Origin of the sequence: Proteus sp. GOKU, assembly GCF_015475555.1 — a bacterium.
Classification (GTDB): Bacteria; Pseudomonadota; Gammaproteobacteria; order Enterobacterales; family Enterobacteriaceae; genus Proteus; species Proteus mirabilis_B.
Window position 1 is genome coordinate 552,694 of sequence record NZ_CP034105.1, and the last position, 24,086, is coordinate 576,779.

26 protein-coding genes are annotated in these 24,086 nt (G+C 40.7%); 13 read left to right on the plus strand and 13 right to left on the minus strand.

Annotation, left to right across the window (positions count from 1 at the left end; translation table 11 throughout):
- Positions 1 to 59: 59 nt before the first annotated feature.
- The 9 genes from mreC to EHE21_RS02690 all read left to right on the plus strand — a co-directional run bounded on the left by mreC (position 60) and on the right by EHE21_RS02690 (position 10,725).
- Complete coding sequence (mreC, locus tag EHE21_RS02650; protein WP_194951776.1) at positions 60 to 1,112, plus strand: rod shape-determining protein MreC; 1,053 nt, start codon at positions 60 to 62, stop codon at positions 1,110 to 1,112.
- 5 nt (positions 1,113 to 1,117) lie between these two features.
- Positions 1,118 to 1,606: a rod shape-determining protein MreD gene (gene mreD, locus EHE21_RS02655; protein ID WP_088493819.1), complete on the plus strand. Its 489-nt coding sequence runs from the start codon at positions 1,118 to 1,120 to the stop codon at positions 1,604 to 1,606.
- A 52-nt stretch (positions 1,607 to 1,658) separates the two neighbouring features.
- Positions 1,659 to 2,246, plus strand: a complete 588-nt coding sequence (locus EHE21_RS02660) for a Maf family protein (protein WP_088493818.1) — start codon at positions 1,659 to 1,661, stop codon at positions 2,244 to 2,246.
- Complete coding sequence (gene rng, locus EHE21_RS02665) at positions 2,243 to 3,712, plus strand: ribonuclease G (protein WP_088493817.1); 1,470 nt, start codon at positions 2,243 to 2,245, stop codon at positions 3,710 to 3,712. The genes EHE21_RS02660 and rng overlap by 4 nt, the downstream gene beginning before the upstream one ends.
- A 45-nt stretch (positions 3,713 to 3,757) precedes the next feature.
- Positions 3,758 to 7,558 carry an AsmA2 domain-containing protein YhdP gene (gene yhdP, locus EHE21_RS02670; RefSeq protein ID WP_194951777.1) on the plus strand — a complete coding sequence of 1,267 codons (3,801 nt, stop codon included), beginning with the start codon at positions 3,758 to 3,760 and terminating at the stop codon, positions 7,556 to 7,558.
- Positions 7,555 to 8,415: a deaminated glutathione amidase gene (nit1, locus tag EHE21_RS02675; protein ID WP_088493815.1), complete on the plus strand. Its 861-nt coding sequence runs from the start codon at positions 7,555 to 7,557 to the stop codon at positions 8,413 to 8,415. Before yhdP ends, nit1 begins: the two co-directional genes overlap by 4 nt.
- Positions 8,412 to 9,857, plus strand: a complete 1,446-nt coding sequence (gene tldD / locus EHE21_RS02680; protein ID WP_088493814.1) for a metalloprotease TldD — start codon at positions 8,412 to 8,414, stop codon at positions 9,855 to 9,857. The genes nit1 and tldD overlap by 4 nt, the downstream gene beginning before the upstream one ends.
- An 86-nt stretch (positions 9,858 to 9,943) precedes the next feature.
- Entirely contained in the window at positions 9,944 to 10,444 is a 501-nt protein-coding gene (locus tag EHE21_RS02685; RefSeq protein ID WP_194951778.1) for a ribonuclease domain-containing protein, read from the plus strand.
- Entirely contained in the window at positions 10,444 to 10,725 is a 282-nt protein-coding gene (locus tag EHE21_RS02690) for a barstar family protein (RefSeq protein ID WP_088493812.1), read from the plus strand. Before EHE21_RS02685 ends, EHE21_RS02690 begins: the two co-directional genes overlap by 1 nt.
- A gap of 73 nt (positions 10,726 to 10,798) precedes the next feature.
- Here EHE21_RS02690 and yjgA read toward each other — a convergent pair whose 3' ends face one another.
- Positions 10,799 to 11,359, minus strand: coding sequence for a ribosome biogenesis factor YjgA (gene yjgA, locus EHE21_RS02695; RefSeq protein WP_088495963.1), 561 nt, complete (start codon positions 11,357 to 11,359; stop codon positions 10,799 to 10,801).
- Between the two features lie 188 nt (positions 11,360 to 11,547).
- On the opposite strand from yjgA, the gene pmbA reads away from it, so the two are divergent.
- Positions 11,548 to 12,876: a metalloprotease PmbA gene (gene pmbA, locus EHE21_RS02700; protein WP_194951779.1), complete on the plus strand. Its 1,329-nt coding sequence runs from the start codon at positions 11,548 to 11,550 to the stop codon at positions 12,874 to 12,876.
- A gap of 117 nt (positions 12,877 to 12,993) precedes the next feature.
- On the opposite strand, the gene rnk is transcribed toward pmbA, so the two are convergent.
- The 12 genes from rnk to EHE21_RS02760 all read right to left on the minus strand — a co-directional run bounded on the left by rnk (position 12,994) and on the right by EHE21_RS02760 (position 21,651).
- Positions 12,994 to 13,404 (minus strand): nucleoside diphosphate kinase regulator, encoded by a 411-nt coding sequence (gene rnk / locus EHE21_RS02705; protein WP_075671465.1) that lies wholly within the window; start codon positions 13,402 to 13,404, stop codon positions 12,994 to 12,996.
- 175 nt (positions 13,405 to 13,579) lie between these two features.
- Positions 13,580 to 13,852, minus strand: a complete 273-nt coding sequence (gene npr / locus EHE21_RS02710) for a PTS phosphocarrier protein NPr (protein ID WP_006535359.1) — start codon at positions 13,850 to 13,852, stop codon at positions 13,580 to 13,582.
- Positions 13,849 to 14,703 (minus strand): RNase adapter RapZ, encoded by an 855-nt coding sequence (gene rapZ, locus EHE21_RS02715; protein WP_023582880.1) that lies wholly within the window; start codon positions 14,701 to 14,703, stop codon positions 13,849 to 13,851. Before rapZ ends, npr begins: the two co-directional genes overlap by 4 nt.
- A 79-nt stretch (positions 14,704 to 14,782) precedes the next feature.
- The gene (gene ptsN / locus EHE21_RS02720) at positions 14,783 to 15,250 is read right to left on the minus strand and encodes a PTS IIA-like nitrogen regulatory protein PtsN (RefSeq protein WP_023582879.1); all 468 of its coding nucleotides are present in this window, start codon (positions 15,248 to 15,250) and stop codon (positions 14,783 to 14,785) included.
- 149 nt (positions 15,251 to 15,399) lie between these two features.
- On the minus strand, positions 15,400 to 15,687 hold the full coding sequence (gene hpf / locus EHE21_RS02725) for a ribosome hibernation promoting factor (RefSeq protein ID WP_036913954.1): 288 nt from the start codon (positions 15,685 to 15,687) through the stop codon (positions 15,400 to 15,402).
- Between the two features lie 23 nt (positions 15,688 to 15,710).
- A complete protein-coding gene (gene rpoN / locus EHE21_RS02730; RefSeq protein WP_194951780.1) occupies positions 15,711 to 17,192 on the minus strand; it encodes an RNA polymerase factor sigma-54 in 1,482 nt (493 codons plus the stop codon).
- Between the two features lie 59 nt (positions 17,193 to 17,251).
- Positions 17,252 to 17,977, minus strand: a complete 726-nt coding sequence (gene lptB / locus EHE21_RS02735; RefSeq protein ID WP_006535352.1) for an LPS export ABC transporter ATP-binding protein — start codon at positions 17,975 to 17,977, stop codon at positions 17,252 to 17,254.
- Positions 17,978 to 17,983: 6 nt separating this feature from the next.
- Positions 17,984 to 18,517, minus strand: a complete 534-nt coding sequence (gene lptA / locus EHE21_RS02740; protein ID WP_075671459.1) for a lipopolysaccharide ABC transporter substrate-binding protein LptA — start codon at positions 18,515 to 18,517, stop codon at positions 17,984 to 17,986.
- Positions 18,498 to 19,076 (minus strand): LPS export ABC transporter periplasmic protein LptC, encoded by a 579-nt coding sequence (lptC, locus tag EHE21_RS02745; RefSeq protein ID WP_075671457.1) that lies wholly within the window; start codon positions 19,074 to 19,076, stop codon positions 18,498 to 18,500. The genes lptA and lptC overlap by 20 nt, the downstream gene beginning before the upstream one ends.
- A gap of 16 nt (positions 19,077 to 19,092) precedes the next feature.
- Positions 19,093 to 19,650, minus strand: a complete 558-nt coding sequence (gene kdsC, locus EHE21_RS02750; protein WP_098941210.1) for a 3-deoxy-manno-octulosonate-8-phosphatase KdsC — start codon at positions 19,648 to 19,650, stop codon at positions 19,093 to 19,095.
- A gap of 27 nt (positions 19,651 to 19,677) precedes the next feature.
- Positions 19,678 to 20,652: an arabinose-5-phosphate isomerase KdsD gene (kdsD, locus tag EHE21_RS02755; RefSeq protein WP_075671453.1), complete on the minus strand. Its 975-nt coding sequence runs from the start codon at positions 20,650 to 20,652 to the stop codon at positions 19,678 to 19,680.
- Between the two features lie 18 nt (positions 20,653 to 20,670).
- Entirely contained in the window at positions 20,671 to 21,651 is a 981-nt protein-coding gene (locus EHE21_RS02760; RefSeq protein ID WP_194951781.1) for a calcium/sodium antiporter, read from the minus strand.
- A gap of 239 nt (positions 21,652 to 21,890) precedes the next feature.
- Here EHE21_RS02760 and mlaF point away from each other — a divergent pair, with 239 nt between their 5' ends.
- From mlaF to mlaD, 3 genes are read left to right on the plus strand one after another with little or no spacing between them, the layout of a single operon-like run.
- Positions 21,891 to 22,703 (plus strand): phospholipid ABC transporter ATP-binding protein MlaF, encoded by an 813-nt coding sequence (gene mlaF, locus EHE21_RS02765; RefSeq protein WP_072063774.1) that lies wholly within the window; start codon positions 21,891 to 21,893, stop codon positions 22,701 to 22,703.
- A 3-nt stretch (positions 22,704 to 22,706) separates the two neighbouring features.
- Positions 22,707 to 23,486 (plus strand): lipid asymmetry maintenance ABC transporter permease subunit MlaE, encoded by a 780-nt coding sequence (mlaE, locus tag EHE21_RS02770; RefSeq protein ID WP_075671447.1) that lies wholly within the window; start codon positions 22,707 to 22,709, stop codon positions 23,484 to 23,486.
- Positions 23,487 to 23,489: 3 nt separating this feature from the next.
- A complete protein-coding gene (gene mlaD / locus EHE21_RS02775) occupies positions 23,490 to 24,026 on the plus strand; it encodes an outer membrane lipid asymmetry maintenance protein MlaD (RefSeq protein ID WP_109393143.1) in 537 nt (178 codons plus the stop codon).
- Positions 24,027 to 24,086: the final 60 nt, after the last annotated feature.

Sequence of the window (24,086 nt, forward strand, 5' to 3'; positions counted from 1 at the left end):
CTTGGTGAGAATATTAACGCCTGTTCTTTTACTTCTCCGTGTGAGTGATCTTAGAGTTTATGAAGCCAATTTTTAGTCGGGGCCCTTCCCTGCAACTAAGATTAATAATCGCCGTGGTTGTCGCTATCTCTTTATTGATTGCTGATAACCGTATTGGTGCATTTTCTAAAGTCCGCCAGTATCTTGATACTGCTGTTAGTCCCTTCTATTTTCTTGCAAATGGCCCACGCCGTTTCCTTGATCAAATTTCAGAAACATTTGCCACGCGTGAGCGTTTACAATTTGAGAATCAAGCGTTAAGAAAAGAGTTGTTAGTTCGTAGCGGAGAAAGCCAATTACTTGAACAATTTAAGCAAGAGAATGCCCGTTTACGAGAATTACTTGGTTCACCACTGCGCCAAAATGAACAAATGACAGTGACACAAGTGCTGTCTGGTAATAGTACGCCTTATCGAGATCAAGTGGTTATTGATAAAGGAACCAATGATGGCGTCTATGAAGGACAACCTGTTATTAGTGATAAAGGTGTTGTAGGACAAGTTATTGCCGTAAGTGAGCTTACGAGTCGTGTTCTATTAATATGTGACACTTCTCATGCATTACCAGTACAAGTTTTACGTAACGATATTCGTGTTATAGCTTCTGGTGCGGGTTGTGCTGATGATTTATTGTTAGAAGCATTACCTGCCAATATTGATATTCGTGTAGGCGATGTTTTAGTGACATCAGGATTGGGCGGTCGTTTCCCAGAAGGTTATCCGGTTGGTGTGGTGTCTTCCGTTAAAGTGGATAATCAACGGGCTTATTCCGTGATTAATGTTCGTCCATCAGCTGAGCTACAACGTTTACGCTATTTGCTTTTATTATGGAATGCATCAGATAAAACGGGAGAGCCCCCTCTGCCTTCAGAGGTTTATCACGCTGCTAATGAGCGTTTAATGCAACTGATGCCTCAAGTTTTACCTAATTATGAACAAGCAGGGCCACCGCTTCCTCGTTCTATGTCTCAAGAGCCGTTAGATAATACGGCTGAAGGGACTAACGGAACTGAGACACCAGCAACAACGCCTGCTGCAACAAATACACCTGCAAATACCAATAGAAGTAGGTAGACACGATGAATCCATATCAAAGTCGTGGGCGTTGGGTAGTTTGGCTCTCTTTTCTTGTCGCATTGGTTTTACAAATTATGCCATGGCCAGAACAGTTAGCAGTGTATCGACCTATTTGGCCTATGCTGTTTCTTATTTATTGGATAACCGCGATTCCTCATCGTGTCAGTGTCGGAACTGCATTTGTCTTGGGTATGATTATGGACTTAGTCCAAGGAACGACCTTAGGCGTTAATGCACTGGCTTATACTTTAGTGAGTTATGTCATCGCCTTTAAATATCAGCTTTTTTGTAATTTAGCGTTATGGCAACAAGCCTTAGTGGTGATGTTAAGTGTTGTCGTTGTTGATCTTACTGTATTTTGGGCGGAATTTTTACTTTCACCTGTGACTTTTCACCCTCAAGTATTCTGGAATAGCCCAGTCAGTGGTATTCTTTGGCCATGGCTTTATTTTTTGCTTCGCAAAATCCGTCACCAGTTTTTAGTTCACTAAGTTATTGGATCATGGCGGTCACTTTTGCGTTACCGTCATGAGGACATTATTTGTGACCACGCTTTACCTTGCTTCCAGCTCACCAAGAAGACGTGAACTTCTCGCGTTATTAGATATTGAATTTAGTATTATCACGCCAGCAATTGATGAAATTTGGCAACAAGGTGAAAAGCCAGAAGAGTATGTTCTTCGTTTGGCAAAAGAAAAATCACAAGAAGGTGTAAGACAAGCACCTCATGATTATCCCGTTTTAGGCTCTGATACTATTGTGGTTCATGATGGTCATATTCTTGAAAAGCCTCGTGATAAAACTCATGCCGCGCAAATCCTACGTTCACTTTCAGGCGCAACACATCAAGTGATGACGGCAATTGCTATCTCTAATAGAACACGTACATTGAGTCAATTAGTCGTCACACACGTCACTTTTAGAGAGATGACAGAGAGTGAGATTAGCGCGTATATTGAGTCAGGAGAGCCAATGGATAAAGCTGGCGCTTACGGTATTCAAGGAAAAGGAGGCCGTTTTGTTCAACGGATTGAGGGAAGTTATCATGCTGTTGTCGGATTGCCTCTTGTTGAAACCGAAGCGTTGATAGCTCAATTTTCGTCTCTAGCTAATGAGAAGGAGATTTCATGACAGCTGAGTTATTAGTGAATGTGACGCCATCTGAAACTCGTGTTGCCTATATTCGTGGAGGCATACTTCAAGAAATTCATGTCGAAAGAGAAGCAAAACGAGGTATCGTCGGAAACATCTACAAAGGTCGGGTAAGTCGCGTATTACCCGGGATGCAAGCTGCATTTATTGACATCGGGCTGGATAAAGCCGCTTTTCTACATGCTTCTGATATTATGCCTCACACCGAATGCATTGCGGGTGAAGAGCAGAAAAAATTTAATGTTCGTGATATTGCACAACTGGTGCATCAAGGACAAGACTTAATTGTACAAGTGGTTAAAGATCCTTTAGGAACCAAAGGCGCTCGCCTTACCACTGATATTACATTGCCTTCTCGTTATTTGGTCTTTATGCCTGGCGCATCTCATGTGGGCGTTTCTCAGCGAATTGACAGTGAAGAAGAGCGTGAGCGCTTAAAACAACTCGTTGAAGAGTATTGCGATGAAAATGGCGGTTTTATTATTCGTACAGCCGCTGAAGGTGTTGGCGAGAATGAAATTAAGCAAGATGCCGCTTTTCTTAAACGCTTATGGAATAAAATCATTGAGCGTAAGAAAAGAAATAAAACTCGCATTCAAATTTATGGCGAACTGGCTTTAGCGCAGCGTATTTTACGTGATTTCGCAGGTTCTGAATTAGATAGCATACGAGTTGATTCTAAATTAACCTACAATCAATTACAGGAATTTATTGGTGAATATATTCCTGAATTGACCGCTAAACTTGAATTACACCAAGGCAATCAGCCTATTTTTGATCTCTATGGTGTGGAAAGTGAAATTCAACGGGCTTTAGAGCGCAAAGTTGAATTGAAATCAGGTGGTTATTTAATTATCGATCAAACTGAAGCAATGACCACTATTGATATCAATACAGGGGCATTTGTTGGTCATAGAAATTTAGAAGAAACGATTTTTAATACTAATATTGAAGCAAGCCAAGCCATTGCTCGTCAATTACGGTTACGTAATTTAGGCGGTATCATCATTATTGACTTTATTGATATGAATAATGATGAACATAAACGCAGAGTATTGGCATCACTTGAACAAGCACTAAGTAAAGATAGAGTGAAAACAACGATTAATGGCTTCTCTCAACTTGGCTTAGTGGAAATGACTCGTAAAAGAACTCGAGAAAGTCTCGAACATGTTCTTTGTGATGACTGCCCAACTTGCCAAGGGCGAGGTACGGTAAAATCAGTTGAAACGGTTTGTTATGAGATTTTACGTGAAATAGTGCGCGTGCATAAAACGATTGATGCAGATCGCTTCTTGGTTTACGCCTCTTCAGCAGTGGCAGACACATTAAAAGGCGATGAGTCACATGCATTAGCAGAGGTTGAAATTTTTGTCGGTAAACAAGTGAAAGTGCAAACTGAGCTACTCTATAGTCAGGAGCAATTTGATGTGGTGATGATGTAATGGATTCGCCTTCCTAATGAATATGATGGCAGAAAGGAGACAAAAATGAAGCGGCTGCCTAAATACCTGTTAGTGATAACAGTTTTTTGCCTCATCGTTTTTGCCTTGGTATTAAGCGGATTTCGCTACTTTCTGCCTCGCTTAGATAGTTATCGTTCTGAAATAGAATCGTATCTTACGAAGCAACTCAATAGCCCTGTCTCCATGACAAAGATCGTGGGAGAGTGGCAAAATTTTGGTCCTGATATTCAAGTTGAAGGGCTGAATATTACCAATAAAGATGTGAACGTTACGGCAGAAAAAGTGACTTTTTCTTTTGACGTTTGGCGTTCATTATTCGCTTTTCGCCTTCATTTTCGTGAACTGACCTTTGAACAGTTATATGTTAATTACCATAGTCCTATTTTTACTGGGCAAAGTGGGGATATAACGTTAACTAAACCTGATGATATTTCTGCCATTTTCCTTGAACAGTTTGATCGCTTTAAACTGATTGAAAGCCGTTTTGTTTTTTTAACTCCTTCAGGAGACACCAGTACATTACATGTGCCTGAATTGATGTGGTTAAATCAAAAAAATCGTCATCGTGCTCAAGGCGAAGTCACTCTTGATACACCGATTAATCATTATGGTGGCTTAAAGGTACGTCTTGATCTCTATACCACAGAGAACGGTTTAATCGATAACGGTAAGGTATTTCTTACCGCAGATGATATTGATATCTCACCTTGGCTTAGTCAGTGGGTAAAAAATAATAGTGGGGTAGGCGAAGCTAAAGCGAGTTTATCTAACTGGATTGAAATTACTCAAGGACGTATTACGGGAAGTCAGTTGCAAATTCATCAAGGTGAAATGGACTGGAGTAGTGATGGAACCTCGCATGCATTAAAAGTTGAAGACTTAATATTGCGGATGAGAAGGCAAGAAAATGGTTGGCTTGCAGATATTCCTTATACTCGAAAAATTATAATGGATGGTGAAGAGTGGCCTGATGGTTATTTAGCAGTTCTTTATCAACCAAAAGAAAAACAACATGACGAAGCATGGCGTATTCGTGCCAAAAATATTGAGTTAGATAGGCTATATGCTGTATTGCCATTATTCTCTTTTTTAACACCTGATTTTGTTCGTCAATGGCAGTATCGCCAATTCTCTGGGGTAGTTAATGATTTTGCATTAGATCTCACTCCTGAGCATTTCGAGCAAAGCGCGATTAATCTCTCTTGGGAAAATGTGGGTTGGAAGCGTTGGCAAGAGATCCCTTCCGTGCAACATTTCAGTGGGCAATTAAAAGGCAGTATGCAACGCGGTGAGCTTAATTTCACTCTAGCAAACAGCGAAATAGATACTGGCGAATTGTTTAAAGCACCACTGAATATTGAGAAAGGGAAAGGCGCAGTTTATTGGACTTATTCTGGAGATGACTTATCTCTTTGGAGTGAAGGATTAGATGTTCAAGCTACATCAGCATGGGTTGCGGGTGATTTTCGTTATGAGAAACAAGGTGAAGATCAGCGCCTTTCTATACTCTCAGGTGTAAGAGTGACAAATGCAGGAGATGCATGGCGTTATTTGCCAGAAGAGTATGTTGGTAAAGAGCTGACACAATACCTCTCAGAGGCGATTATTGCGGGTAATATCGATAATGGAACCTTTATTTTTCATGGTGATCCCACCGATTTTCCTTTTGATAATCACAAAGGGTGGTTCCAAGTTTATGCCCCTGTCAAACACGCCACCTTTAAATTTGATAGCGAATGGCCAGCATTATTCGATCTAGATATTAATTTAGATTTTAAAAATGATGGGCTATGGATGTCTTCTGCACAAGCGAAAGTGGGTAAAGCCACTGCCACAAATTTAAGTGCGGTGATTGAGAGCTATCGACAAGAAAAGATCTTAATTAATGCAGATATTCAAGCCACAGGTGACGAGCTGAAAGAGTATTTCTTAGATTCTCAAATGGCGAGTATTGGCCATACACTTGAAGAGCTTAAAGTCGCAGGGAAAATCAATGGTACATTGAAATTAGATATTCCTTTTGGTGGTGAAGATGTGGTTGCTTCGGGTGATATTAATTTAAAAAATAATGATGTCACATTGAATTTTATGGATACCACCTTAAAGGGTGTCAGCGGACAATTTCGTTATCACAATGACAAACTTGAGAGTGATACATTAACGGCTAATTGGTTTGGGCAGCCTCTCGCTTTCTCATTTACAAGTCACAATGATACGGATAATTATCAGGTTGATGTCGGCTTGAAAGGGCAATGGGATATTCAAAAAATTCAAGGATTGCCTAGCGATATTCAACAGAAATTTAGTGGTGTATTTCCTTGGAGTGGCAAGGTTAATGTTAAGATCCCCGAAAAAGGCGATGTCGATTATCAAGTCGATTTAACCGGAAATATCAATGCATTAAGTAGCAAATTAACCGCGCCTGAAACCCTAGATTTAAAAAATTCACCGCCTATTGTTATTTCTGCAAAGGGTAACAGTGAAACCTTAAGCGTGAATGCAAGTGCTGAGAAACAGTGGAAGCTAAATAGTCAGTGGGCATTAGGAAAACAGTTACGATTATTACAAGGTAACCTTGTTTCTTCTTCTCTTAAATTGCCAGAATTGAGTTCACAACAACGCTTAACTATTGCCCTTAAAGGATTAGAAGGTGATAAATGGTTGCCAACATTAATGGCTTTTTCGTCTTTAACGCCGTCTGAAAATGAAGTCACTTTTCCTGATAATGTGCATATCAGTTTGCCTGATTTAAATTTTGCAGGGCAAAAATGGCGTGATCCTCAAACTGAAATTATGCGCATTCGTGAGGGTGTAAAATTTGCATTTTCAGGAAATGAATTACGAGGTGATGTGTTTATTCCTGAAGCATCAACACCTTGGCAAGTGAATATTAATTATCTCTATTTTAATGGTGTCTCTTCTACCCAAGAAGAAAAAACGTTAAAAATGGCGAACACTACTGATCCTAATGTATTGAAATTTTCTGTAAAAAATATCCCTTCTATTGATTTTGAATGTCGAGAATGTTGGGTAAATGGTCTACTTTTAGGACAAATTCAAGGTTCATTAAAGCAGAGTAATGGCACATTGCTTTTAACTAACGGTAAATTAGTAAATAGTAGCGGTGAGCTACATGTTAATGGCGAATGGTCGGACGATATCGCAGGAAACAACACTACAAAGCTACAAGGTAAGCTAAAAGCAGATGAAATTGATGAAATGGCAGCTTACTTTGGTTATATCGTTCCTATTTTGCAATCTCCTCTTTCTGCTGATTTTTCATTACAATGGCATAATACGCCGTGGAGTTTTGATCTTGCGACCTTAAATGGCGATATCAAATCGACTTTAGGTAAAGGGCGGATAGAAGAAGTGAATGTCGGACAAGCCGGTAAGTTACTTCGCCTTGTGAGTTTCGATGCACTTTTACGTAAATTACAGTTTGATTTTAGAGATACTTTCAGCGAGCATTTTGAGTATGACTCGATTAAGAGTGAAATTACGATTAATCAAGGTATTATGAATGCTGATAGTGTCCGAGTTGATGGTGTTATTGCCGATATTGCAATCAGTGGGAAAGTTGATTTACTTGAACGTAAAATGGACCTACAAGTTGTGGTAACGCCAGAGATTTCAGCAACAGTCGGTGTTGCTACTGCATTCGCTATAAACCCAATTGCAGGCGCCGCAGTGTTTGCGGCATCAAAGGTTCTGGGGCCACTTTGGAGTAAGATTTCAGTTATCCGTTATCATGTGACCGGAACTATGGAACAACCCAAAATTGACGAAGTACTGCGTCAGCTTAAGGAGAATCAGGCGTTATGAAAAAAGTTAATGTCGCACTTTTGCAACTTTGTAGCGGTAAAAACACAAAAAATAATCTAGCGCAAATTGAGCAACAGATTAAGCAATTACCCGATTCAGTGAAGCTTGTATTAACACCTGAGAATGCGTTACTTTTTTCAAACTCTAAAGATTACCATAAACACGCTGAAATTCAGGGCGATGGGCCTTTACAAAATGCTATCGCTAAAATGGCTCAGCGTTACAAAGTATGGATCTTAGTCGGTTCTATGCCATTGATTAGTCGAGACTCTCCAGATCAAATTACCAGCAGTAGTTTGGTGTTTGATGATGAAGGTGTTATTCGCGCTCGTTATGACAAAATCCATATGTTTGATGTCAGTATTGATGATGAGCAAGGCGAATATAACGAGTCTTCTATTTATCAACGCGGTGAGCGCCTAACCGTCGTTGATACTCCCGTTGGAAAATTAGGTTTAACTATTTGTTATGACTTACGCTTCCCGGGTATTTTCCAAGCATTAAGAGAAAAAGGAGCAGAGATAATCTCTGTGCCAGCTGCTTTTACCCGTTTAACAGGAAAAGCACACTGGGAACCTTTATTACGTGCTCGTGCCATTGAAAATCAGTGTATTATCTTAGCGCCAGCACAAGTGGGTACACATGATACGCGCCGGACTTGGGGCCATACCATGGCGATTGATGGTTGGGGTAAAGTCTTGAAAAAGAACCCAGATGCTGTCAGTGCACTAACGCTGAATGTTGGCGTCGAAAGTTTACACGGTATGCGTGAACAGATCCGAGTTGTAAAACATAACCGTTTTCGCCCGAAACTGACCCACTTAATCAAAAAAGTTAAGGATAAAGAAGAATTATGAGTTTAGCTGTTGTCAGCGAAAGTCTGTTGGAAGCAAACAAACTTAGTTTAGATGATTTAGCATCAACACTAGAGCAGCTTGCACAGCGTCAAATTGATTATGGTGATCTTTATTTTCAGTCAAGTTATCACGAGGCTTGGATCCTCGATGATCAGATCATTAAAGATGGCTCTTACAATATTGATCAAGGTGTTGGCGTTAGAGCAATTTATGGTGAAAAAACCGGTTTTGCTTATGCTGACCAACTAACGCTTAACGCACTTAACCAAAGTGCTCATGCTGCACGAAGTATTGTTCAGGCTAAAGGTAATGGTCGTATCCATACTTTAGGTGCTATTCAACATTCTCCGCTATACAGCTTAAATGATCCTCTGCAAAGCCTCTCTCGTGAAGAGAAAATTGCATTATTGCATGAGGTAGATAAAGCCGCTCGTGCTGAAGATAAACGCGTTAAACAAGTTAATGCGTCATTAACGGGTGTTTATGAGCATGTGTTGGTTGCAGCAACCGATGGTACGTTAGCCGCTGATGTACGTCCTTTAGTTCGCCTTTCTGTCAGTGTGCTGGTGGAAGAAGATGGCAAACGTGAGCGTGGCGCAAGTGGTGGCGGTGGTCGCTTTGGTTATGACTATTTCTTAACTAAAGCAGATGGTGAAAGCCATGCAGTTACTTATGCTCGTGAAGCAGTACGTATGGCATTAGTGAATTTATCAGCGATTGCAGCGCCCGCTGGAACAATGCCTGTGGTATTAGGCGCAGGATGGCCGGGTGTATTATTGCATGAAGCTGTGGGTCATGGTTTAGAAGGTGATTTCAACCGCCGTGAAACTTCTGTATTTTCTGGTCGCCTTGGTGAGAAAGTCACTTCCGAGCTTTGTACGATTGTTGATGATGGTACTCTTGAAGGCCGTCGAGGCTCTGTTGCTATCGACGATGAAGGTGTTCCGGGTCAATACAATGTCTTAATCGAAAACGGCATCTTAAAAGGCTATATGCAAGATAAGATGAATGCGCGTTTAATGGGTGTTGCACCAACAGGAAATGGTCGTCGTGAGTCTTATGCGCATCTTCCTATGCCTCGTATGACAAACACCTATATGTTAGCTGGTAAATCTTCTCCTGAAGAAATTATTGCCAGCGTTGATCGCGGTATTTACGCACCAAACTTTGGTGGCGGTCAGGTTGATATCACATCGGGTAAATTTGTTTTCTCAACCTCTGAAGCTTATTTAATCGAGAATGGAAAAATAACAAAACCAATTAAAGGGGCAACTCTGATTGGTTCAGGTATTGAAGCGATGCAACAGGTCTCTATGGTGGGTAATGATCTCGCTTTAGATAAAGGCGTCGGCGTTTGTGGTAAAGAAGGACAAAGCCTCCCTGTTGGTGTGGGTCAACCTACGTTGAAGCTTGATAAGATCACCGTAGGCGGTACTGCTTAATCTTTTTAATAGTTATTTATACGTATTAATTAAACTCCATCTTTTGATGGAGTTTTTTATCCCAGCGACAGTGAAGGTGCTAATTTATGGGTAAACGTTTATTACCAGTTATTATTGTTATTGCTGTTTTATTTGGTGTTCTCTATAAAGGTTTGCTTCCTGAAGCGAATGTATCCTCCTCTTCATCGCCAGTTTCTGTTCCAACATCATCAAGCAATAGCAGCAATAAACCAGCACAAATTCCTCTTTCTATTGATGAAAAAACACAAGCCAATGCAGTGGCTAACTATTTACAACGTCATCAACAGCTACCAAGTTTTTATCTCACTAAAAAACAGGCAAGAGAACAAGGTTGGAATGCGAAAGAAGGTAACTTATGTGAAGTTTTGCCGGGAAGAGCAATTGGTGGTGATCGCTTTATGAACCGTGAAAAACAGCTACCAGAAGAAGCAGGACGCCAGTGGTATGAAGCTGATGTGAATTATCACTGTGGTCATCGTGGTAGCGACAGATTGCTCTATTCGAATGATGGGTTGATTTATGTCACCACTGATCATTACCGCACAATGACAAAGGTTGCTCCTTAATGAAACAGGTTATCTTCGATTTTAAGACGCTAGTAGATAGAGATGCTTTTTATCAGGATTTTGCACTGCAATTTCAGTTAGATGATAATTTTGGCGATAACCTAGATGCATTGTGGGATGCGTTAGTAGGAGAAATAGAATTGCCTGTCAGTATTGTTTTTAAGCATCTACCTCATCATTCCCGTGATTTTCAGCCTTTAGTGGAAGTGATGCAAGAAGCACAGAATGAACTTGGTAAAGAGGCATTGAGCTTTCATTGTGAGCACAAAGCGAAAAAGTAATTAAGCGCAAAAAGTACGCCCTGAAAATCGCAGTGATACAGAATTTACACTGCGTTTTCAGGATGATCAGGTTTTATGCTGATTCTGATAAATCTTTTAGATATTGAAATAGTAAGCGGAATGATTTTGGTGGCTTATTCGCTTCTTTTTCTTTTTTCGCATTACGGATAAGTGTGCGTAATTGTTGACGATCTGCCATTGGATAAAGCGCCACGACTTCTTCAATCACTTCATTACCGCCTTCGACAAGGCGAATTCGCAGATCTTCAAGTTTATGTAACACTAAAATCTGTTGGTTGTGACGGTTTTTCAGTTTATCAAGCGCTTGACGGATCGGATCTTCGTCCACATTGCGCAGTAGTTTTCCAATATATTGAATTTGGCGACGGCGCGCTTCACGCTGTACTTTTTGTGCTAATTGAATAGAGGCTAATAATTTCTCATCTAATGGTACACGCTCTAATTCTTGTGCACTTAATTCAACTAATTCAGTACCCAGTTTTTTGAGTGCTTCAGCATCACGTTTAATTTCGCTTTTGCTGACCCAGATGATTTCGTCCTCTTCTTCCTCTTCTGACGATGTATCGTCAAATTCAGGATTGAGGTAATGCCACTCTTCAGGCTGCTTTGCCATAATAAAAATTCCTGTTGCAGAGTAAGCCGGGAGTGTGATTTGGTGAATGACCAAAAGCCCGACGGGTGATAACATTCATATATCTTCTATTGTAACTGGGAAAATCGCTTGTTGACCACCTGTCAATTGATTTACTTTGCTAAAAATAAGTAAAAAGTGGTGTTCTCCTTAGGAAAAAATGGTTCTCAATGAATAATTCAGATCAGGTAAAACAGCTTGAAGACGCCGTCTCGCTTGCATTAGAGCTGGCTGCTAAACAGTGTGATAGTGCTGAAGTCGCTATTAATAAATCGACGGGCATTAGTGTGAGTACGCGTTACGGTGAAGTTGAAAATGTTGAATTTAACAGTGATGGTGCTTTAGGCATTACGGTTTACCAACAACAACGTAAAGGTAGTGCATCTTCAACAGATTTAAGTCCTGATGCAATTAAGCGTGCTGTACAAGCCGCTGTGGATATTGCACGCTATACTTCAGTTGACCCGTATGCAGGACCTGCTGATCAAGAGCTATTAGCCTTTGATGCGCCTTTCCTTGATCTTTACCATCCTACCGAAGTAACGGCAGATAAAGCGATTGAATTAGCATCACGAGCAGAAAAAGCCGCTTTAGATAGCGATAGCCGTATTATTAATACAGAAGGGGGCAGTTTTAATAGCCACAGTGGAACCCGTGTATTTGGTAATAGCCTTGGCTTATTAAAAAGCTATTCATCTTCACGCTATTCTATGTCGAGCTGTGTTATTGCTCGTGATGGTGAAGATATGGAGCGCGATTATGCCTACACCATTAGTCGTCGTTTTGATGATCTGGAATCGCCTGAATGGGTAGGTCAAGAGTGTGCTCGCCGTACTTTATCTCGCCTTGCACCTCGTAAGCTCCCAACCATGAAAGCCCCCGTTATTTTTGCAGCCGATGTTGCGACTGGTATTTTTGGCCATTTGGTGGCGGCAATCAGTGGTAGCATGATTTATCGTGAATCTTCTTGTTTACTCGATAGCTTAGGGAAGCAAATTTTCCCTCAATGGCTAAATATTCAAGAGCGTCCTCACTTAATGAGAGGCCTAGCATCAACACCATTTGATAGCGAAGGTGTGCGCACAACTGATGCCGAAATTATTAAAGATGGCGTATTACAAGAGTGGCTATTAACCACTTATTCAGCAAGAAAATTGGGTTTAAAAAGTAATGGTCATGCTGGTGGTATTCATAACTGGTATATCCCAGGGCAAGGTTTATCATTTGATGCACTGTTAAAAGAGATGGGAACAGGGCTAGTTGTGACAGAATTGATGGGACAAGGCGTCAGCACAGTAACAGGTGATTATTCTCGTGGCGCGAGCGGTTTTTGGGTTGAAAACGGTGAAATTCAATATCCTGTAAGTGAAGTCACTATTGCGGGTAACTTAAAAGATATGTGGGCAAATATTGCCACTATGGGTGATGATATCGAGATGCGCAGTAATGTTCAGTGTGGATCGTTGTTATTACCAGAAATGAGTATTGCAGGTGAGTAAATTCTAGATACTGATCGCAACCTTTAATCTCAGCCCGCAATGGGCTGAGATATCGCGTTTATCAGTGTGCTTTTCAATTTGAGAAGATAAAAATAAGACGCGAACCTTCAGCTCTGCTTAACGGTGTAATTCACCCGCAGCTTCAGGTTGGTATAGAATTTCTAATACTTTAACCTTAGTTTCAAGGCCATTAGGCAGCTTCCAACTGATCTCATCATCAATCGCTAAACCTAGTAGCGCAGCACCCATTGGTGCCATAACGGAAAGTTCAGTAGTGCTGTCTTTTAATGAAGCAGGATACACTAATGTACGAGTACGCTCTTCATTATTTTTTAAGTCCATAAAACGGACTTTGCTGTTCATTGTGACAATATTAGCAGGGATATCAGCTGGTGTAACAATGTCAGCACGATCTAACTCTTCATTCAATGCTTCAGCAATCGGGCTATCTGCAAATGCCGGTTGTTCAAGTAGTGAATCTAAACGTTCTGCATCAAGTTCGTTGATGATAATTGTTGGCTTTGTCATACCACACTCCAATTTATTCCAATGCAAAACAACACCCCCACGGGTGAGGTGGGGGTGTTGTTAAACTCATATAAGAGATAATAGGCGGTTCTGTATAAAAAAGAAAGAGACAGTGATCACAGTCTCTTTCGGGTTATTTAGTTAAGAAATGCTAATCTATTGTTTTCTATTACGATTATTCTTCATCAAACCCCGATTCAAATAATGCGATAATAGCATCAATAGCTTCATTTTCATCACTACCTGTAACTTCTATATCAATTTGACTGCCTTGCTCTGAATCTAACATCAGCATAGCAATCACACTATCCGCTTGTGCCTCAACCCCTTCGTTGTTGCGTAAAATGACGGTTGATTGAAATGTTTTTACTAAATCAAACAACTTCATTGCAGGTCTTGCATGCATACCGAGTCGATTTTTAATCGCAACTTGTCGATATTGGGTCATTTGCGTTTTTCTAGTGTTCTGTGACGTGATTGTACGTTTTTCCCTCTAGAGCGGAAATAATCTGCGAGTTGCTCTGCAACATAAACAGAACGGTGTTTACCACCCGTACAACCAATCGCAACCGTCAAATAACTACGGTTATTGGTTTCTAACATCGGCAACCAAAGTTCAAGGTAGCTTCTAGTTTGATAAATAAAGTTATGAACTTCAGTGTGCCTATCTAAAAATGCCGCGACAGGGCGATCAAGACCTGTCATTGGACGCAGTTTAGGATCCCAATGTGGATTTGGTAAGAATCGCACGTCAAAAACATAGTCTGCATCAATAGGAATACCATGTTTAAAGCCAAACGATTCAAAGACCATCGTCAGCTCACGTTCACGCTTACCTAACAAGCGAGTACGCAGCATTTCTGCGAGCTCATGAACTGACATCTCAGAAGTATCAATGATGAGATCAGCGCGTGATCGCAATGGCTCAAGCAGATCACTTTCGGTATCAATTGCCATTTCTAACGAAAGGTTCTTGGTCGAAAGAGGGTGAAGACGTCGAGTATCACTATAACGACGAATTAAGGTATTTCTATCTGCGTCTAAAAATAAGAGTTGTGGAGAATATTCAGCGGGTAAACTTTCCAGCGCTTTTTCGAAGATCTCCGGCGACTCTGGCATATTTCGGACATCAATACTGACTGCGGCAGCAGAAGCATCACGTTCAGCCAGTGTTTTTGCGAGCTCAGGTAAAAGATCAACAGGTAAGTTATCAACACAATAAAATCCCATGTCTTCAAGCGCACGCAAAGCGACTGACTTACCTGAACCAGAGCGTCCGCTGACTATCATCAGCACCATGAGGTAGCTCCCCTATAATTTCCCAGTGATGAATATCATTCCACTGTATGCTATTCGCGTCCTACTAAACCCGTAGGGGTTATTCTGTGATAATCTGATAAAGCTCTTCATCACTTTGTGCGGAGCGTAGTCGGCGACATAAATTTTTGTCTGCCAACTGTTTTGCAATCAAAGACAGTGTGTGTAAATGTTCCTTACATTGTGTCGCAGGAACGAGTAATGCGAACAACAAGTCGACAGGTTGATTATCAATAGCGTCGAAGGCAATAGGTTCGCTTAGGTGAAGAAACACACCAACTACTTTTTCTGTTTCATCACTTTCAATACGTCCATGAGGGATAGCTAACCCCCCCCCAATCCCTGTTGTACCGACTTTTTCACGCGTTAATAAAGCTTCAAATATCAGTGTTTCGGGTAAATTAAGTGCTTTAGCTGCATTTTCACTGATAATTTCTAACGCGCGCTTTTTACTCGTGCAATGTACATCATTATGCGTACATGCCAGAGAAAGTACGTCGCTAATATTCATCTTTGTATCGTTGTTCATTGTCTTATTCACTTAGACCAGCAAACCAGATGCCACAAAGTGACATCTGGTTTTTTGTTACTGATATTGATTAGGCGTTGGCTTAAACCGAGTCATAAACAACGCAGTAACTTCGCCGATTGTATCCCCATTTTACAATGGGAAATGAATTAATGTTGTCTCAGTTTATCTTTGTGTTTGGTTAATTGACGAGCCAGTTTATCCATTAATCCATCAATTGCTGCGTACATATCTTCTGCTTCCGCAGAGGCATGCAATTCACCGCCGTTAACTTGAATGGTCGCTTCCGCGATTTTATTAACTTTCTCGACTTTCAGGATCACCTGAACGTTATTAATTTTGTCAAAGAACTGAGGTAATTTCGCGCTTTTTGCTTTGACGGTATCACGCAGAGCATCGGTTAATTCAATATTATGACCAGTGATTTGAAGTTCCATAGTGTCTTCCTTCTCAATTATGCTCAAACCAACTCTTTGCGTTGATTTGAAGGCGGGATGGATAATGACTCTCTATACTTCGCAACAGTGCGTCGAGCAACCTGTATTCCAAGTTCTCCGAGCATATCAGCCAGTTTACTATCACTAAGTGGTTTCGCTGGATTTTCTGCTGCGATTAGTTTCTTCACTAAAGCCCTGATTGCTGTTGAAGAGGCTTCGCCTCCGCTATCAGTATTCACATGGCTAGAGAAAAAATACTTCAATTCGAAAATTCCTCTCGGGCAATGCAAAAATTTTTGCGTTGTCACTCGAGAAATGGTGGATTCGTGCATTTCAACCTGTTCAGCAATATCTGCTAACACAAGGGGTTTCATATGCTCTTCACCCAATTCGAAAAATGCCTGCTGTGTGTCAACAATGCAATGAGCGACTTTTAATAATGTCTCATTACGGCTTTCTAAACTTTTTATCAGCCATTTGGCTTCTTGTAAATTATCACGAATAAATTTTCCATCACTCTCATTTTGGGTCGATTGACCCAATGCTGCGTAGGTCTCATTTATTCGTAGGCGAGGAATGCTATCTGTATTTAACTCAACTTGCCAGCGCTCACCTGATTTTTTTACCAGTATATCTGGAATAACATACTCTGACTCGCCTGTATCAATACTTAATCCGGGTTTAGGATCAAGAGACTGGATCATCTCAATAACCGATTTAAGTGTCTCTTCACGTAACTTCGTTTGACGCATCAATTGGCGAAAGTCACGGTTACCTAGCAACTCTAAATATTGGCTGATCACTAACTGCGTTTCTTTAAGATAAGGTGTTTCTGTTGAAAAAGCGGATAGCTGAATCAAAAGACACTCTTTTAAATCACGCGCAGCAACACCAATAGGATCAAAGCGTTGGATACGTTTTAATACGGCTTCGACTTCATCAAGCTCTAACTCATCATCGCCCATTCCAGCAAGGATGTCATCTGTTGTGACAGTTAAATATCCTGTTTCATCAATAGCATCGATAATACTTATCGCAATTGCTCTGTCTGTTTCTGAAAACGGAGTGAGATCAGCCTGCCATGTTAGGTAATCTTGCAATGAAGCCGTTGTTTCGCCTTGATACAGTGGAAGTTCATCATCAGTATAGTCATTACTGGTGCCAGAAGGTGTGCCTGCGGTGTAGATCTCTTCCCATTGAGTATCTAAAGGGAGATCATCAGGCATCTCTTTTTGCTCTAAAGCATCCAGCGTATCGAACTCTTCAACTTCGTTTTCGGTTGTTGTTTCTGTTGTAGAGTCGGACTGATTTTCTGTATGAGAGGTATCGTCTGAAACGGGATCTTGTTGATCGTCGTCTTGTTCTAGAAGTGGATTAGACTCAAGCGCTTGCTGAATTTCTTGTTGTAATTCAAGCGTCGAAAGTTGCAACAAACGAATAGCCTGTTGTAGCTGTGGCGTCATTGCCAGTTGCTGACTAAGACGAAGTTGCAGACTTTGTTTCATAATAATGCGATGAGTCCTTTGCTGTTGTCATCCATGACAGAGTAAAAGTGAATCAAAGATTACAGGCGGAAGCCTTCACCTAAGTAAACACGTTTAACTTGCTCATTTTCAAGAATTTCTTCTGGTGAACCATGAGCGATAAGGTGACCTTGGCTGACAATATAAGCACGTTCACATACATCTAATGTTTCACGAACGTTATGGTCAGTAATCAGTACACCTAATCCATAATCACGTAGATGCTGGATAATTTTTTTAATATCTAATACCGAAATAGGGTCAACACCCGCAAAAGGTTCATCTAATAAAATGAATTTGGGGTTTGCTGCCAATGCCCGCGCGATTTCAACACGGCGGCGTTCACCCCCTGATAATGATTGCCCTAAGCTGTTACGCAAGTGGCTGACATTAAACTCTTCTAGTAGCTCTTCTGCACGGTCTTTTCGTTCTTCAGGCGTTAGATCATGGCGGATTTCTAAGATCCCCATAATATTGTCATAAACGCTTAAGCGTCTAAAAATAGACGCTTCTTGAGGAAGATAGCCAATGCCTTTACGTGCTCGTTCATGTAACGGTAACAGCGTAATGTCTTCATCATCAATTGTAATACTACCTGCATCACGAGCTACAATGCCAACAACCATATAGAATGTGGTTGTTTTACCTGCACCATTAGGTCCAAGTAAGCCGACAATCTCACCTGAATTAACGTTCAGACTTACATCACCGACAACGGTGCGCCCTTTGTATGCTTTCGCTAAATTTTCAGCTTTTAACAGCGCCATAAAGTGTTACTTACCTTTGTTGTTAACACCAGGGCCTTTCTCTTGCAACTGGGAAGGCAGTAAAACAGTAGTCACTTGTTTACCTTTACCGCTAAACGCTTCCATTTGCTGAGTTGGGACGAGATAAGTGATCTTATCACCGGTGATATTACTGTCTAATTGTTCAAGATAGGCTTTACCCGTTAAGGTCATTAACTCTTTATCCATTTCATAGGTCATTTTCTCGCCACGACCTTTGATAGGTTTGCCATCATCTTGTAACTGATAAAAAGTCACAGGGTTACCAAACGCTTCTATTACGATCCTTTTGGAGTCACCACCCGGGCGTGTGACAACAACTTTATCAGCACGAATATCGATAGAACCTTGTTTGATCACAACATTTTGTGTAAAGGTTGTAACGTTTTTTTCTAGATCAAGCGACTGTTTCTCTGAATTCACAACAATAGGTTGTTGTGTGTCATCTTTAAGCGCCATCGCAGGTACACTTATCGCTAAAAGTGTACCGATAATCAGTGTATTACGGATTTTTTGATTCATTAGGGATCTCATAATAGGTGTTTACCTTTTCAATCAGCTCTGCACGTTTCTCGCGCAGATTGCCTCGCATTTTTAAGCCGACTGATTTCAGTCCGACGCCGATAATAGTCACTTCATCATCAGAGGAAACATCCTGTGTATCCAAATTTGCGATAGCATTGTCTGTGCTTATTCTCTGTAGTTGAGAATCATCTGTTAAGCTATCAATTTGAACATCGCCATAAAGATAGAGCATTTTACTGTTTGTTAGCTTGGCTTTATTTGCGCGTACTGTCCATGTTGCATCCCCTGTCGGTGAATAGGTAGTTAAGACAGGGTTAGTAAACCATGTAAACTTTTGCTGAGCATAGTTTTTAACATCATCAGCAACAAGTTTATATCCGAGTATACCCGTTGGTTCATAAACAAAAGATATCGATGATTTGGATTGATAGGTTGGCTGACCATCATCAACAATCTCACCATCACCGAATTCAGTGTTATTAGTATAGTTCCAGCCAATCAGCCCAAGGGCGATAATGGCAAGAATTAAGGTAAACCAGGATTTTAATTTATTCATTCTGTATCGTTATACGTTAAATCGAAAGACCTTTAGCTTCTTCAAGCCGACCTTGCGCTAAAAGGATTAAATCGCACAATTCTCGTACTGCACCACGCCCCCCCGCAATGCGAGTCACGTAATTAGCACGAGGTGTAAGTAATGGATGTGCATCAGCCACGGCGACAGAAAGTCCTACTTTTTCCATTACAGGTAAATCAATCAGGTCGTCACCAATATAGGCTGTTTGTTCAGGTTTAAGGTTTAGTGTATCTAACAGTTGTTGATACGCCAAAAGCTTATTATGCTGACCTTGGTAAAGATATGTAATGCCAAGGGTTTTAGCACGATCTTCTAACAGTTTAGACTGACGACCTGTAATGATAGCAACCTCAATGCCTGATGTAAGCAAACAACGGATGCCATACCCATCACGAACGTTAAAGGCTTTTAATTCTTCGCCATTATTGCCCATGTAAATGAGTCCGTCCGACATCACACCATCAACATCACAAATCAGCAATTGGATTTTTTCTGCTTTTTTGATGATTTGCTCGCTTACTGCACCATAACAAGTTTCTATCATTGTATTCATTTTTATCCTTCGAACGTTATGACTATCTTATACAACACCAGCCTGTAATAAATCATGCATATGTAAAACACCTAACAGGATATCACTATCTTGTTCTGTTACTAATAGCGAGGTGATATGTTTTGCTTGCATTAAATTCAGTGCTTCAACTGCCAAACAATCTGGGCGAATACGAATACCGCCTCTTGTCATAACATCTGAAATTTTGGCATTGTTCAGATCTATCCCTAAATCAAATATTCTTCGTAAGTCACCATCAGTAAAGATACCGTTGATCAGCATACTATCATCGCAAATGACGGTCATACCTAATTTTTTACGGGTTATCTCGACAAGTGCTTCACGTAAAGTGGCATCTTTAGTGACGCGAGGGATATCTGCCTCTTTATTCATTAAATCACTGACATGAAGGAGTAATTTACGACCTAATGCCCCTCCAGGATGAGAGAGCGCAAAATCTTCAGCAGTAAAACCACGGGCACGTAACAGTGCTATTGCTAGTGCATCCCCCATTACCAAGGTTGCCGTTGTACTGGTTGTTGGTGCAAGACCTAAAGGACAGGCTTCTTTAGGTACTTTGATACAAAGATGAATATCAGACGCTTTCCCCATTGTACTTTGAGGAGTGCGTGTCATACAAATCAGTGTTATCTGTTTACGTTTAAGTACTGGGATCAGCGCAAGGATTTCGCTGGCTTCACCTGAGTTTGAAATCGCCAAAACAATATCTTTTTCTGTCACCATGCCTAAGTCGCCATGGCTTGCTTCACCGGGATGAACGAAGAAAGAAGGTGTTCCTGTGCTGGCGAATGTCGCCGCAATTTTATGTCCAATATGGCCAGATTTACCCATACCCATAACAATGACTCTACCTTGGCAGTGGAAAATTTTTTCACAGGCTAGAGTGAAGTCATCATTGATGTATTGTTCTAGTTCAGCTAACCCATCACGTTCAATATGAAGGACTTTTTTACCCGCTTGCTGAAAATCAAACTCGGTCATTTTTTTGTACCATTTATTTTAGGTTAAGAGAGAATGTGCGACGCACAACACCGTAATATAAACAATAAAGCAAACTAACAAGAATATCCCTTTTCCTCGATTAAGACGTCGTTTGCGCCCTAATGAAAAGAGAGAAAACAGTAAACTGGCGACACCAAGCACAGCAAAGCTAAAATAAAATGTGTTGATATTAAATGTGCTTGGTGAGAGTAATGCTGGCATTCCTAACACAAAAGTGAGATTGAAAATATTAGCACCTATAATATTCCCTAATGCTAATTCATTCTCGCGTCTTAGTGCTGCCACAATAGTTGTTGCTAATTCAGGTAGGCTTGTTCCAATCGATAGCAAGGTTAAACCAACAAAAAAGCCACTAAGATGATACTGTTGCATTAAAATAAAGACATTATCCAATATCATTTGGGTTGCAACTGGAATAATAAGTAAAGCAATAACAACCCAAAAAAGTGCAACAGAATTACGGGGATTTGTCTGTAATTCAAAACGCGTTAAGGTTTCTAAAGGTAATACGTGACGCTCTTGTGTTAGTGTTTTATGCATCGTTTTTATCATTAGAAAGATGGATGCAAAACCAATAAAAAAGAGCAGCGTGCCTTCTCTAAGCCCTAAGTTTCCGCTAGAAACGATAATGCCAACAAGTATGATGACTATAATCATCAAGGGAAGCTCTTTTTTTAGCACTGCGGATTGAATGTTCATAGGATAAATCATCGCGCCAATACCAGCGATGAGGAGAAGGTTGGTGAGTGTAGAGCCAATGGCTGTCCCGATAGCAATATCAGGTAAATTATGAACAGCAGCATCGGTTGAAACAAAAAGCTCAGGCAGTGAAGTACCGGTGCCTACAATTAAGATACCAATAACGGCAGGTGGGATTTTTAACGATTGCGCAAAAACGCTCGCACCATAAACTAATCGGTCTGATGCATAAACGAGTAGCATCAACCCAAAAATTAAAAGAGACAAAGTAATCAACATGCCATCAGTTTTCCAACAATGAGCGAATAAAGAAAAAACCAATAAGACAGGGCTGATAAAAAAACATATTGTCAAAAGGTTTTGCTAATTAACCATATTTTGACTAGCCAAGCACGAAAAGTAAAATTAACCGTGCAATAAATTGCTAAATAGTGGTGATTTCTTTGTAACATAGCGAATGACCTGCCAAAATAGCGTAAAAATTCGTTTATGCAGACAGGCTTGAGGATGTTTTATTCATGAACGCACAATCTGACAATCTAATTGAAGTGCGCAATATGAACTTCACTCGCGGTAGCAGAAAGATTTTCTCTGAGATCAATCTTGTTGTACCAAGAGGAAAAGTGACTGCGATTATGGGCCCTTCAGGGATTGGTAAAACAACCTTGTTACGCCTAATGGGAGGACAAATCCTTCCAGATAGTGGTGAAATTTGGTTTGATGGCGACAATATTCCTGCGCTATCACGCTCCGCGTTGTATCAGGCAAGAAAGAAAATGAGTATGCTTTTTCAATCAGGCGCACTGTTTACAGACATGAATGTGTTTGAAAATGTGGCATTTCCACTAAGAGAGCATACAAATTTACCTGAAGCATTAATCCGTACAACGGTGATGATGAAACTTGAAGCCGTGGGTTTACGTGGTGCAGCAAGTTTAATGCCTTCTGAATTATCAGGAGGAATGGCGAGAAGGGCGGCATTAGCAAGAGCCATTGCGCTTGATCCTGAATTGATTATGTTTGATGAGCCTTTTGTTGGGCAAGATCCTATCACAATGGGTGTGCTTGTTAAGCTAATTGATGAGTTAAATCATGCGCTTGGTGTGACTTGTGTTGTGGTTTCCCATGATGTGCCAGAAGTGTTAAGTATCGCCGATTACGCCTATATTGTTGCAGAGCAGAAAGTCATTGCTCAAGGTAGCGCACAAGAATTACAGGACAATCCAAATAGGCAAGTAAGACAGTTTTTAGATGGTATTGCTGATGGCCCTGTACCATTCCGTTTTCCTGCGGGAGATTATCAGGACGACCTATTAGGACGAGGAAATTAGTACGTGGTAAATTTATTATCTCGCATTGGCGTTAGAGCGTTAGCGATTTTTGCAACCTTCGGTAGAGCAGGCATTATGCTCTTTCGAGCATTAGTCGGTAAGCCTGAATTTCGTAAACAGTGGCCTCTATTATTGAAGCAACTGTATAACGTCGGCGTTCAATCCTTATTAATTATCATGGTGTCTGGCTTATTTATTGGCATGGTGTTGGGATTACAAGGCTATCTTGTTTTAACAACCTTTAGTGCTGAAGCGAGTCTTGGCATGATGGTCGCACTTTCATTGTTAAGAGAATTAGGTCCAGTCGTGACGGCATTATTATTTGCGGGTCGTGCGGGCTCTGCTTTAACAGCTGAAATAGGCTTGATGAAAGCCACAGAACAAATTTCTAGTTTAGAAATGATGGCAGTCGATCCTTTAAGACGTGTCGTTGCGCCTCGTTTTTGGGCAGGTCTTATTAGTATGCCATTGCTTTCACTTATTTTTGTTGCCATCGGTATTTGGGGTGGTGCAATTGTGGGTGTGGATTGGAAAGGGATCGATGAAGGCTTTTTCTGGGCATCTATGCAAGGTGCCGTTGAATGGCGACTCGATTTAGTAAACTGCTTTATTAAAAGTGTCGTTTTTGCCATTACCGTCACTTGGATAGCGCTCTTTAACGGGTATGACGCAATCCCAACATCAGAAGGGATTAGCAGAGCAACAACACGTACCGTTGTTCATTCATCGTTAGCCGTATTGGGTTTAGATTTTGTGCTAACAGCACTGATGTTTGGGAACTAAGTCATGCAAAGTAAAAAAATTGAAGTTTGGGTTGGTCTATTTGTTCTGATTGCGTTAGCTGCCGTGATTTTCTTATGCCTTAAAGTAGCTGATATTAAAGAAATGGGTAATCAACCAACTTATCGTGTTTATGCCAGCTTCGGTAATATTGGTGGGTTAAAAGAACGCTCCCCAGTTAAGATTGGTGGTGTGGTGATTGGTCGTGTTTCTTCTATCACTTTAAAAGAAGAAGATGAAGGGAACTATCGACCTGAAGTCGCTCTCGATATTTTGAGCATTTATGACCACATTCCAGAAAGTAGCTCACTGTCTATTCGTACATCGGGTTTATTAGGTGAACAGTTCCTTGCATTGAATTTAGGTTTTTATGATGAAGCATTAGATTCTACTCTGCTCAAAGACGGAGGACGGATCACAAACACCAATTCAGCAATGGTACTAGAAGATCTTATTGGTCAATTCCTTTATAAAACGGGTGATGGTGATGATTCAGCAAAATCTGAATCTCAACCAACGCAAGAACACTCTGCATTACCTTAATCATTAATTCCTATACGATGCACTTATACATTTAGCTAGATCTAGCGTCATAAATGCATC